Below are 12,418 nucleotides of genomic sequence, written 5' to 3'. Positions count from 1 at the left end.
AGTTAATATAAAAATAGTGACATAAATCTTTCTAATTGTTGAATTATAGAAACTAAATAAGTAATATAGGAAAAGTGTAGTTTAAAACTAACTAATTTAAATAAATTTCCGTAAAATCATGTTAACTTTTTGAATATAAGACTATAGAGTTTTATAATGGAAAAGTATTGATTATAATTAGTAGCAGGTATTAACTTTTGAAAAAGCACTTTCTGTTATTTAATTAAAAATAAACCAAGTAACTATGACTAGAGTTGTATGGCATAATATAAAATTTATGAGATAATGTATAATAATGTGTGTAAAATTAGTTAAGGTTGAGTATTTTCCTATAGAATACGAGCAGTCTTTTCAAATTAATAATGATAAAAGACATATTAGATTGGCTAACAACGAGACTTTAAAACACGGAATTTCCTGGGAAATTTCAAGCAGAATGCATTGTGGTGTTCTGAAATGATTAAAATCAGTGTTGTCTGTAATGTGTAGCTTACTTAAAATATAAAACTAAAGAAAATACTAAAGGTGATTGAGAATATGACACAACAAGGATATGGGGAAGCGAATGGAAAAGTAATATTAATTGGTGAACATGCTGTTACATTTGGCGAGCCAGCAATAGCGATTCCATTTACGACCGGGAAAGTGAGAGCGAAAATAGAATCTATAGAAGAACCTCTTTCTTCATGTATTAAAAGTGATGTATATGAAGGTGAGTTAATTAATGCACCTGAACATTTAAAGGCAGTAATAACTCGTTTTGTAGAAAAATATGAAATCCAAACACCTATAAAAGTTTCGATTGATACAAACTTACCACCATCTAGAGGACTAGGCTCAAGTGCTGCAATGGCGGTTGCTTTTGTGCGTGCAAGTTTCGATTACCTCAACAAACCATTATCTGATGAGTTGTTGATAGAAGAAGCTAATTGGGCGGAACGTATTGCACACGGTAAACCAAGTGGCATTGATACACAAACGATTGTATCGAATAAGCCAGTATGGTTTAAGCAAGGTAAAGTAACGACATTAAAGCCATTAGAATTGAATGGTTACATGATTGTTATTGATACTGGCGTACTCGGCTCTACGAAACAAGCAGTTGAAGATGTACATAATTTATGTAAAGAAGATAGTACGTACTTAGAACATGTGAAACATATTGGTCAACTTGTATATGAAGCAAGTGACTCTATAGAGCATCATAACTTCGAAAAATTAGCCTCTATCTTTAATTTGTGTCAAGAAAGCTTACGTACATTAACGGTAAGCCATAATAAAATTGAAACATTACTTGAGGCAAGTAAACAACAAGGCGCCATTGCTGGAAAATTAACTGGCGGCGGTCGCGGTGGTAGTATGATTGTACTTGCTTCAACCATAGAAGTGGCTGAGAAAATTGTTGAAAGTGCGCAAGACTTAGGCGCACATCACACATGGATTGAATATTTAGGAGGTTAATGACGTTGGTTAATAGTGGTAAAGCACGTGCACATACAAATATTGCGCTAATAAAATATTGGGGTAAAGCTGATGAAACTTATATTATTCCGATGAATAATAGTTTGTCGGTTACATTAGATCGCTTTTATACTGAAACTAAAGTGACATTTGATGAAAGCTATACTAAAGATACGCTTATTTTGAATGGTCAAGTAGTAAATGACGCAGAAGCGGCTAAGATACACCGTTTTATGGATGTGTTCCGCGACTTAAGTCAAACCTCAATGTTTGCCTATATTGAAAGTGATAATTATGTCCCTACAGCAGCAGGATTAGCATCTTCAGCAAGTGCTTATGCGGCATTAGCAGCAGCTTGTGATGCAGCTTTGAATCTTGGTTTAACAGGCAAAGCGTTATCTAGATTGGCACGTAGGGGCTCAGGATCAGCTTCTAGAAGTATCTATGGCGGTTTTGTAGAATGGGAAAAAGGGTATGATGATGAGACATCGTACAGTTTTCCTGTTGAAGCAGATAATTGGGAAGACGATTTAGCAATGATATTTGTAGTCATTAATAATAAATCGAAAAAAGTTTCAAGTCGTGCCGGTATGTCACTTACACGTGATACATCACGTTTTTATCAATATTGGTTAGACCATGTGGATGAGGACATAGCGTCAGTTAAACATGCAATAAATCAAAAAGATTTTAAACAATTAGGGGAAGTGATTGAAGCCAATGGTTTACGCATGCATGCAACAAACTTAGGTGCTCAACCGCCGTTCACTTATATGGTCGATGACAGTTACTTAGTGATGGACATCGTAGACCAATGTCGTAAGGCGGGTCATCCTTGTTACTTTACGATGGACGCAGGCCCTAATGTTAAAATTTTAGTAGAAAAGAAAAATAAACAAGCGGTTATTGATGCATTACATAAATCGTTTAAAGAAGACCAAATCATTGCGAGCGACATTACACGTACAGGCGTAGAAATTATTGAGTAAGGAAGAGATAAAATGATTCAAGTTAAAGCACCAGGGAAGCTATACATTGCAGGTGAATACGCAGTTGTCGAACCTGGATATAAATCAATATTAATCGCAGTAGATCGCTTTGTAACTGCTTCTATTGAAGATTCAAACGCAACTCAAGGCACGATACATTCTAAGACTTTACATCATGAACCAGTCACATTTCAAAGACGTGAAGATAAAATTGTAGTTTCAGATTTAAATGCGGCTAAACAATTGAAGTATGTCATCACAGCAATTGAAATCTTTGAACAATTTGTAAGAAGTAATAATATGCCTTTAAAACATTTCAATTTAACAATTGATAGTAATTTAGACGATACAAATGGGCATAAATATGGTTTAGGTTCTAGTGCAGCTGTCTTGGTATCAGTGGTTAAAGCTTTGAATGAATTTTATGGTATGCATTTATCTAATTTATATATTTACAAACTTGCAGTTATTGCAAATATGAAGTTACAGAGTTTAAGTTCTTGTGGTGATATTGCTGTTAGTGTTTATACTGGCTGGTTAGCTTATAGTACGTTTGATCATGAATGGGTATCACAGCAAATCGAAGATACGTCAGTCAATGATGTATTGAATAAAAACTGGCCAGGACTTCATATCGAACCATTACAGCCACCAGAGAATATGGAAGTGCTTATAGGTTGGACTGGCTCACCAGCTTCATCACACCATTTAGTGAGTGAAGTGAAACGCTTGAAATCAGACCCTACCTTTTATGGTAAATTCTTGGAACGCTCTCATTTATGTGTTGAGAAGTTGATACATGCTTTTAAAACGAATCATATTAAAGGCGTGCAACAAATGATTCGCATCAACCGTGAAATTATTCAATCTATGGATAAAGAAGCGACAGTTGATATTGAAACTGCGCATTTAAAAGTGTTGTGTTCTGTAGCTGAAAAATATGGCGGTGCTGCCAAAACATCAGGTGCAGGCGGTGGAGATTGTGGCATCACGATAATCAATAAAGGTATTAATAAACAACGCATTTACGATGAATGGTCAGAAAATGAAGTAAAACCTTTGGAGTTTAATATATATCACGGTCAATAATGAAAATGAACAGTATGAAGCTGAGGCATAAATATATGTCCTGCTCATTACTGTCTTTTTTTTGCTGAAATTGAATAAAAGTAAACTGCGAATCAACCAGACCCATAAACCAAACCCATCAATCATTGCTAATCAACTCATAATACGCAGTCGTTAGTCAGAATACATCTAAATCACTCTATGGAAAATTTACCTCTTAATGGAAATAAATTCAGTTGTAGAAATCAATTGTCTAAATGTACAAATGTTATTGAACTCATTGAGATTAAAGCATACGATCATCTTAAGAAAGCGCTTACAATAATGCGGTGATAGAAGGGTGATTATTATGAATTTCGGACGTAAGTTTGGAGATGCAATTCGTAGATTTGGTGGCGCAATGATTGTTCCAGTATTACTATTTCCATTTTTCGGGATTATTATTGGTATAGCTACACTGTTTAAAAACGAGGCGATTATGGGTCAGCTAGCTGATCCTAATGGTTTATGGTTTCAAATATGGTCATTAATTGAAAATGGTGGATGGACTGTATTTGAAAATATAGAACTTATTTTCGTTATCGGCTTACCTATTTCACTAGCTAAAAAATCAGCTGGTCATGCAGTAATGTCTTCGGTAGTAACTTATATGATGTTTAATTATTTTATAAATAGCATATTAACGACATGGGGACCTGCTTTTGGCGTGGACTTTAAGGGCGATGCTGGAGAAGTCACAGGTATTACGGAACTCGCAGGTATTAAAACGTTAGATACAAATATTATCGGTGCACTCATCATCTCAGGCATCGCGATTTGGTTACATAATCGATATTATGATAAGAAATTGCCAGAGTCTTTAGGAATATTCCAAGGTTCGCCGTTTGTTGTCATGATTGCATTTTTTGCTATGATACCTTTAGCTTTTTTAACAAGTTGGGGATGGCCTATTGTTCAAGGGTGGATTGCTTCGTTACAAGTATTTTTAGCTTCATCAAGTTATGTGGGCGTATGGCTCTTCCACTTTTTAGAACGAATTTTAATTCCGACAGGGTTACATCATTTCATATATACACCATTTGAATATGGACCGGCAGTGGTCGATGGTGGCATCAAATCATACTGGATTTCTCATTTAACTGAGTATTCGCAAACAACAAAACCACTAAAAGAAATTTTCCCTGGTGGTGGATTTTTATTACAAGGTAATATTAAAATGTTCGGTTCAATTGGTATAGCACTTGCGATATATTCAACGGCAAAAGCACATAAAAAGAAAGAAGTTGGGGCATTATTATTAGCCGCTACTTTAACGGCAGTGTTTGCAGGTATCACAGAACCTTTAGAATTTACGTTTATCTTTATAGCGCCGTTCCTATTTTTAATTCACGCTATTCTCGGAGCAACAATGGTAACAATTATGCATGGGTTTGGTCTCGTAGGTAATTTAGGTGGTGGCTTCATTGAAATTGCAGCAACCAATTGGATTCCACTATTTGGTTCTCATTGGGGGACTTACGTTGCTCAATTTATTATAGGTATTATATTCATATTCATTTATTATTATTTATTCAGATTTATCATCCTAAAAATGGATATACCTATGCCAGGTAGAGAGAAGGATGATGATATAGATGCTAAGCTTTATACGAAGCATGATTATAAGGAAAATAAAAATAAAAAAAATAGTGATAAAAATGAATATGAAACAAAAGCTGCGATTTATTTAGAAGGCTTGGGTGGTACTGAAAATATTGCTGATATAACGAATTGTGCAACTAGATTACGTGTGACTGTTAAAGATTCTGAAAAAGTAGAAGAAGCTGATTATTTTAAAACAGTAGGTGGTGCTCATGGTCTTGTGAAAAGTGGTAAAAACGTGCAAGTCATCGTAGGGCTTTCAGTTCCACAAGTGAGAGAAGCGGCAGAGCAAATTATTAAGCACGATGCGTAAGGCTACAAAATTAAATATGATGTAAAACCAACCACTATCGTTGCTTTACATCATATAATTTGTATCATTATTTGGAAATTTTATAGTTGTGATATGTTCTAGCGATAAAATCAAAAACCACATAATATGGAGTGAAACTGTAATATTCCGTATTATTAAAAAATTGCATTGGCGCACTGTTGACGTAAATATTGAATGCTGCATTTTTGGCAATATAATTGTCATGTAGTGTTGTGATAGAGACGTAATGCAATTCACGTGATTTAATGAGTTGAATAGGTTCTTTTAAATTTTTAGTTTCACCAGATAGAGAGATGATGAAAAGTAAATCTTCTGGAGACATTTGATCTATTGCTAAGCGCAATTCATTTTCATCATTAACTACAATAGAGCGTTTAGAGATAGAAAGCATATGACGTTGGGCTTCCCGAGCCACATTTTGCTGAGCCATGCCTGTACCGAATATATAGACGAAAGGTGCATCTTCTAATAAACGGTTTAAAAGTTTATAGTCGAACATTTCAAGGTGTTCTACGGTTCTTTGCACATCTTCGACAATCGGATCAGTGTTTGCTAAATGTGATGGTTGCGTGTTGTTTTCCATTTTCAAGTAAAACTTAAAGTTGCTATAGCCTTCAAACCCCATTTTTTTAACGAGTCTATGAATCGTTGAGATGGAAGTATGCGTCAATTTACTTAAATCATGAATTTTCATAGCTGACATGTCATCCATATTTTGACGTATGATATTGATGATATGTAAATCATTTTCAGTTAATTCTTCAAAGTGTTTATTTATAAGATGATCAAGTACCATATGTGCAGATTCCACCTATTCATTGGAAAATTTTCCGAAATTTGAAAATATATTCTAATGTTAATATATAAAATCTAAATACGTCAAATTTATTGGTATTTTTAATATTGTATTTTAATATGAAACTAAGTATTAAGCTTTTAAAAGAAATAAAGCGTAAATGTAATACGAAATTTTGTAAGCGGTTACTTTAAAGGTTGGATAAATTTAATATAAAGGGATGAGTCTTATGAATGTGAAAATTGGAATAATTGGATGCGGTGGCATAGCTAATGGTAAGCATTTGCCAAGTTTAGAAAAAATTTCAGAAGCAACTATGGTCGCTTTTTGCGATATAGACATAGCGAAAGCTGAATCTGCAGCGGAAACATATGGTATAGACAATGCGGCAATATATGAAGATTACAAACAGTTACTCGAAGATAAATCTATAGAAGTCATACATGTGTGTACGCCGAATAATACACATAAGGATATTACAGTAGCAGCATTAAATGCGGGTAAACATGTAATGTGTGAGAAACCCATGGCTAAAACTTCAGACGAAGCACGCGAAATGATTGATGCAGCGGAGCGAAATAATAAAAAATTAACAATTGGTTATCAAAATAGATTTAGAGCAGATAGTCAACATCTACGGAAGGTGACGCAACGTGGAGACTTAGGAGATATTTATTATAGTAAAGCACAAGCAATTCGACGTCGTGCAGTTCCTACATGGGGTGTGTTCCTAGATGAAGAGAAACAAGGAGGCGGACCATTAATTGATATTGGTACACATGCCTTAGATTTAACATTATGGATGATGGATAATTACGAGCCAGAGTCTGTTATGGGATCTACTTTTCATAAATTAGGTAAACAAGAAAATGCGGCAAATGCTTGGGGACCATGGGATCCAGATAAATTTACTGTTGAAGACTCAGCGTTTGGCTTTATTAAGATGCGTAATGGCGCAACGATTATCTTAGAATCTAGTTGGGCACTCAATTCATTAGACGTGGATGAAGCGAAATGTGCATTGTCAGGTACGCATGGTGGCGCAGATATGAAAGATGGTTTGCGCATCCATGGTGAATCATTCGGCACTTTATATACATCTCAAATTGAAGTAGATAATGCAGGTGTTGATTTTTATGAAAGTGAAAAAATCGATGAAGCTGAAGAAGAAGCACGTGCTTGGATAAATAATATTATTCATGATACTGAGCCAGTCGTAAAACCGAAAGAAGCATTTGTAGTGACTCAAATATTAGAAGCGATATATGAATCTGCAAAAACAGGAAAAGCGGTATACTTAAATAAACATTAATCAAAGGGGAGCTTACTATTGAATATTACAATTTGGAATGAATTTCGTCATGAACAAGAAAGTGCTGAAGTAAAGAAAATTTATCCAGAAGGCATTCATAAAGCACTAGCTTCTTTTCTAGAGGCTGAACACCAAGTTAAGACAGCAACACTAGACGAACCTGAACATGGCCTAACAGATGATGTATTAGCAAACACAGATGTATTAGTTTGGTGGGGGCATAAAGCTCATGATGAAGTCGATGATGTCATTGTCGAAAAGGTGAAACAATGTGTATTAGATGGCATGGGGCTTGTTGTGTTACATTCTGGACATTTCTCGAAAATATTCAAAAACTTAATGGGTACCACTTGTGACCTTAAGTGGAGAGAAGCAGATGAAAAAGAAAGGTTATGGGTAGTTGATCCAACACATCCGATTACTGAAGGCTTAGATTCATATTTTGAATTAGAAAAAGAAGAAATGTACGGAGAGCATTTTGATATTCCAGCACCTGATGAAACAGTCTTTATTAGCTGGTTTGAAGGCGGAGAGGTCTTTAGAAGCGGAGCAACTTTTAAAAGGGGTAATGGCAAAATATTCTATTTCAGACCAGGCCATGAAAGTTATCCGACATATTATAATGCCAACATCCAACAAGTCATCAAAAATGGTGTGAAATGGGCATGTAATTCCAATACACCGAAACATCAATATGGCAATGCTCAACCGTTAGAAGAAATAAAAGAAAAATAGGGTTGGGAGTTTGATTACTATGGAGAATGTGGAAAAATTGAAAATCGGGATTATTGGTTGTGGTGGTATTGCGCAAGGCAGACATATTCCTGCATTTCAAAATTTAAGTCATCTTGCTGAAATTGTGGCAGTGCAAGACGTCAATCAAACACTGGCAAAAACAGTAGCGGATAGATTCGCAATTGGTACAGTGTTTGAAAGTTATGAAGCTATGTTTGAAAAGGTTGATGCCGTAGCTATTTGCACTCCAAATAAATTCCATGCAGAAATTTCTATTGCGGCTTTAGAAGCGGGTGTCCATGTGTTTTGTGAAAAACCGATGGCGATGAATCAATTAGAATGCGAACAGATGGTTAAAGCTGCTATGCGTGCTGACAAATTATTGGCTATAGGCTATCATTATCGATTTACGGATGCTGCGATTACCGCAAAAAATGCTGTGGATGAGGGCGTGGTTGGTGATGCGCTTGTCACACGTGTACAAGCCTTACGTAGAAGAAAAGTGCCAGGTTGGGGTGTGTTTACGAATAAAACATTGCAAGGTGGCGGTAGTCTGATCGATTACGGATGTCATTTGTTAGATTTGTCATTATGGTTATTAAAAGATGTTGAACCCGTTGAAGTCATAGGTAAAACATATAACAGACTAAGCAAAACGCCGAATCAAATCAATGATTGGGGAGAATTTGATCATGAAACGTTTGATGTAGATGATCATGTCACGAGCTTCATTACTTTTGAAGATCATTCAACGATGCAATTTGAATGTTCCTGGTCAGCAAATATTAAAGAAGATACAAAACATATAAGTATTTCAGGTGTGGACGGTGGCATAAGTTTATATCCCTTTGAAATATACCAACCACGGTTTGGCACGTTTTTTACAGAACAAGCCGATGCAGCACATGATGAAGAAATTGCAGCTCAGAGACAAGCACTTAATTTTGTGAACAGTTGTCTAGGGCATGAAGCGTTAGTCGTACAACCTGAACAAGCGCAAAAAATTAATATATTAATAGATGCGATATATCAAAGCAGCACAGAAGGACATAGTATTCGATTGTAATGTTTTAAAATTTTAAGGAGGGTTTAATTTATGAAAATTGGTGTGTTCTCAGTATTATTTCAAGATAAGACTTTTGAAGAAATGTTGGACTATGTAGCCGATGCAGGTGTTGATATGGTTGAATTAGGTACTGGAGGTAATCCAGGTAATCAATTTTGCCCTTTAGATGAATTATTAGAAGATGAAAGTAAAAGAGCTGAATATTTAGAAAAAATACATCAACGTGGTTTAGGCATTAGTGCTTTTAGCTGTCACAATAATCCAATTTCACCAAATCAAGATCATGCCCAAGATGCGCATGATACTTTGTTTAAAACAATAAAATTAGCGGCTTTATTAAATGTGCCAGTGGTTAATACTTTTTCAGGTGTGGCTGGTTCGGATGAAACAGCAAAATATCCTAATTGGCCAGTAACGCCATGGCCAACAGCCTATTCTGAAATATTAGAATGGCAATGGGAAGAAAAACTAATTCCATATTGGAAAAAAGCAGCAGATTACGCAAAAGAACAAGGTGTCAAAATCGCAATTGAACTACATGCGGGATTTTTAGTACATACCCCTTATACATTGTTGAAATTAAGAGCAGCGACAAATGATGCGATTGGTGCTAACTTAGACCCTAGTCATTTGTGGTGGCAAGGTATCGATCCAGTTGCTGCAATTAAAATTTTAGGTCGTGAAAATGCAATTCACCATTTTCACGCTAAAGATACATACATTGATCAAGAAAATGTAAATATGTATGGTTTAACGGATATGCAACCTTATGGTAATGTACAAACGCGTGCTTGGACATTTAGAACTGTAGGCTATGGTCATAACCCACAAGTATGGGGAGAAATCATTAGCGCATTGAGAATCAATGGCTATGATTATGTCGTAAGTATCGAACATGAAGATCCGATTATGTCGATTGAAGAAGGTTTTACTAAAGCAGTAAATAATTTGAAATCAGTAAATATAGAAAATCCTGCACCAGATTTATGGTGGACTTAAAAGTCGATGAAGTGAACTTAGTATGCGAATATAAAAGCATATACTAAGTTCACTTTTTTATTTATAAGACAACTTGAATCAAGTCATAATAGGAAAACAATATAATTAAAAACTTGAAATTTTTACTAAAAAGAGTAAAATAATTAGAGTTGTAAATGCAAAAAATGTGAATGCATGCACATATACATATTAAATTAGCATAGGATTTTTGAGTCTGTATATTACTAGAAAGGTGAGGGTGTAGTTGCAAAATAAGTTTCTGATTTGTGATGATTGTCAGGGCGTGGATTGTAAATCATTAGAAAAAAAGTTGACGAAATTAGACCCTGAAGCTGAAATAGAGATTGGCTGTCAATCCTATTGTGGGCCAGGCAGACGAAAAACATTTGCGTTTGTTAATAACCGTCCGCTGGCTGCACTAACAGAAGAAGAACTCATGGAAAAAGTAATGAAACAGTTACAAAAACCAAGAGATCCAGAAGAAGAAGAGCGCTTGAGACAGCGTAATGAGTTGCGTAAACGCCGTAAAGAAGAACAAGATAGAAAATTGAAAGAGAAACTCGCACAGCGAAAAAGTGCGAAATAACATATAGATGCAATGTTTATATTGATAATATTTGAAAGTGAATCAGCAGTGGTGAGACTTATAAATTTAAGTTGCACTGCTGTTTTTGTGTTTTTTATAGCAATTAGTGTTGTTCTGATCCAAGCAATTTATTTAATATATTAGAATTATCATGATAAATTTTATAAAGATAGTATTATATTTGGTTTATTTGTTGATAAAAGTAATGAAATGGTCAAAAAATACAATTTATTTATGAAAACACATATAAAATGAACTGAAAAGGGTAAATACAAATTATGAAGTTAGTGAAACAATTAAATTTTAATGGTTCTTTGCACACCGGTTTTTAGCTATTGATTTATTAAGACGTGCAAAAGTTGTTCAATAATATTGCGAGGCTAACGAGCATAAATATAGAAATCGTATTTTAAAATACGCGATTCATATTTAATATAAGGAGCTGAAGAAGTTTGGCGGAAAAAGTACAATTAGGTAAATCAGATGTTAAAGTATCACCCATTGCTTTAGGAACGAACGCAGTAGGTGGTCATAACTTTTATAATAATTTAGATGAAGAACAAGGGAAAGAAACTGTACGTACAGCAATTAGAAATGATATTAATTTATTAGATACGGCATTTATCTATGGACCTGAACGTTCAGAAGAACTTGTCGGGGAGACAGTAAAAGAATTTACGAGAGAAGAATTTGCGATAGCTACGAAGGGTGCACATTATTTTGATGAAGACGGAAATGTACAAATCTCGAATGATCCGCAATTCTTAAAAGAGCAAGTGGCACAAAGTTTAAAACGTCTACAATTAGATTATATTGATTTGTATTATATTCATTTTCCAGATGAATCAACACCTAAAAATGAAGCCGTAGCAGCTTTAAAAGAATTAAAAGACGAAGGCAAAATAAAAGCAATTGGCGTTTCGAATTTCAGCTTAGAACAATTAAAAGAAGCGAATAAAGATGGATACGTAGATGTCGTTCAAATGGAATATAATTTATTGAATCGTAAAAATGAGGCGATTTTAGAATATACTTCAGAAAATAATATTACATTTATTCCATATTTCCCATTAGTATCAGGTTTATTAGCTGGTAAATATACAGAGAACACGAAGTTTGATGATCTTCGTGCTGAAAATCCAGAGTTTCAAGGTGAAAGATATCAAGAAAACTTAGAAAAAGTAGATCAACTCAGAGTGATTGCTGATAATCATAGAGTAGATGTAGTACATGTTGTATTATCGTATTATCTTACTAAACCATCATTAGATGTTATTATTCCGGGCGCCAAACGACCAAACCAAGTCGTGGATAATTTAATAACCCTTGATTTTAAATTAACAAATGAGGAAATCGAAAAAATAGAACAGTTATTTCCAATAGAATAATAACATTAAAGTAGATGAACCATGTAGTGTTTATCTACTTTTT

The 12,418-nt window shown here is 34.7% G+C and carries 11 protein-coding genes; 10 read left to right on the top strand and 1 reads right to left on the bottom strand.

Annotated elements, in window-relative coordinates:
• Positions 1-537: 537 nt before the first annotated feature.
• The 4 genes from mvk (at position 538) to MHB47_RS11080 (ending at position 5,472) form a co-directional block, all read left to right on the top strand.
• Positions 538-1,461 (top strand): mevalonate kinase, encoded by a 924-nt coding sequence (mvk, locus tag MHB47_RS11095; RefSeq protein WP_340756688.1) that lies wholly within the window; start codon positions 538-540, stop codon positions 1,459-1,461.
• Positions 1,462-1,466: 5 nt separating this feature from the next.
• Positions 1,467-2,450, top strand: a complete 984-nt coding sequence (gene mvaD / locus MHB47_RS11090; RefSeq protein WP_340756686.1) for a diphosphomevalonate decarboxylase — start codon at positions 1,467-1,469, stop codon at positions 2,448-2,450.
• Positions 2,451-2,462: 12 nt separating this feature from the next.
• Positions 2,463-3,539, top strand: a complete 1,077-nt coding sequence (locus MHB47_RS11085) for a phosphomevalonate kinase (RefSeq protein WP_021339586.1) — start codon at positions 2,463-2,465, stop codon at positions 3,537-3,539.
• A 328-nt stretch (positions 3,540-3,867) separates the two neighbouring features.
• Positions 3,868-5,472, top strand: a complete 1,605-nt coding sequence (locus MHB47_RS11080) for an alpha-glucoside-specific PTS transporter subunit IIBC (RefSeq protein WP_340756683.1) — start codon at positions 3,868-3,870, stop codon at positions 5,470-5,472.
• A 67-nt stretch (positions 5,473-5,539) separates the two neighbouring features.
• Here the strand turns inward: MHB47_RS11080 and MHB47_RS11075 are convergent, their stop codons facing one another.
• Positions 5,540-6,289, bottom strand: coding sequence for a MurR/RpiR family transcriptional regulator (locus tag MHB47_RS11075; RefSeq protein ID WP_002508435.1), 750 nt, complete (start codon positions 6,287-6,289; stop codon positions 5,540-5,542).
• A gap of 229 nt (positions 6,290-6,518) precedes the next feature.
• Here MHB47_RS11075 and MHB47_RS11070 point away from each other — a divergent pair, with 229 nt between their 5' ends.
• From MHB47_RS11070 to MHB47_RS11045, 6 genes are all read left to right on the top strand, one after another.
• Positions 6,519-7,601 (top strand): Gfo/Idh/MocA family protein, encoded by a 1,083-nt coding sequence (locus MHB47_RS11070; protein WP_340756682.1) that lies wholly within the window; start codon positions 6,519-6,521, stop codon positions 7,599-7,601.
• A gap of 18 nt (positions 7,602-7,619) precedes the next feature.
• Positions 7,620-8,336, top strand: coding sequence for a ThuA domain-containing protein (locus tag MHB47_RS11065; protein WP_340756680.1), 717 nt, complete (start codon positions 7,620-7,622; stop codon positions 8,334-8,336).
• A 28-nt stretch (positions 8,337-8,364) separates the two neighbouring features.
• The gene (locus MHB47_RS11060; RefSeq protein ID WP_340757320.1) at positions 8,365-9,402 is read left to right on the top strand and encodes a Gfo/Idh/MocA family protein; all 1,038 of its coding nucleotides are present in this window, start codon (positions 8,365-8,367) and stop codon (positions 9,400-9,402) included.
• 30 nt (positions 9,403-9,432) lie between these two features.
• Positions 9,433-10,401 (top strand): sugar phosphate isomerase/epimerase family protein, encoded by a 969-nt coding sequence (locus MHB47_RS11055; protein ID WP_056935326.1) that lies wholly within the window; start codon positions 9,433-9,435, stop codon positions 10,399-10,401.
• A 244-nt stretch (positions 10,402-10,645) separates the two neighbouring features.
• Positions 10,646-10,987, top strand: a complete 342-nt coding sequence (locus MHB47_RS11050) for a DUF1450 domain-containing protein (RefSeq protein WP_002508430.1) — start codon at positions 10,646-10,648, stop codon at positions 10,985-10,987.
• A gap of 452 nt (positions 10,988-11,439) precedes the next feature.
• Entirely contained in the window at positions 11,440-12,375 is a 936-nt protein-coding gene (locus tag MHB47_RS11045) for an aldo/keto reductase (RefSeq protein ID WP_340756676.1), read from the top strand.
• The last annotated feature ends 43 nt before the right edge of the window (positions 12,376-12,418 follow it).

It is taken from the genome of Staphylococcus sp. FSL K6-3157 (genome assembly GCF_038005145.1).
GTDB classification, from domain to species: Bacteria; Bacillota; Bacilli; order Staphylococcales; family Staphylococcaceae; genus Staphylococcus; species Staphylococcus equorum.
Note: the sequence above shows the minus strand (reverse complement) of the source record. Positions and strands in the feature narration are given on the sequence as shown.

Coding starts and splice junctions, on each gene's coding strand:
- mvk (WP_340756688.1), top strand. CDS start 538: ATGACACAACAAGGATATGGGGAAGCGAATGGAAAAGTAATATTAATT.
- MHB47_RS11085 (WP_021339586.1), top strand. CDS start 2,463: ATGATTCAAGTTAAAGCACCAGGGAAGCTATACATTGCAGGTGAATAC.
- MHB47_RS11080 (WP_340756683.1), top strand. CDS start 3,868: ATGAATTTCGGACGTAAGTTTGGAGATGCAATTCGTAGATTTGGTGGC.
- MHB47_RS11075 (WP_002508435.1), bottom strand. CDS start 6,289: ATGGTACTTGATCATCTTATAAATAAACACTTTGAAGAATTAACTGAA.
- MHB47_RS11070 (WP_340756682.1), top strand. CDS start 6,519: ATGAATGTGAAAATTGGAATAATTGGATGCGGTGGCATAGCTAATGGT.
- MHB47_RS11055 (WP_056935326.1), top strand. CDS start 9,433: ATGAAAATTGGTGTGTTCTCAGTATTATTTCAAGATAAGACTTTTGAA.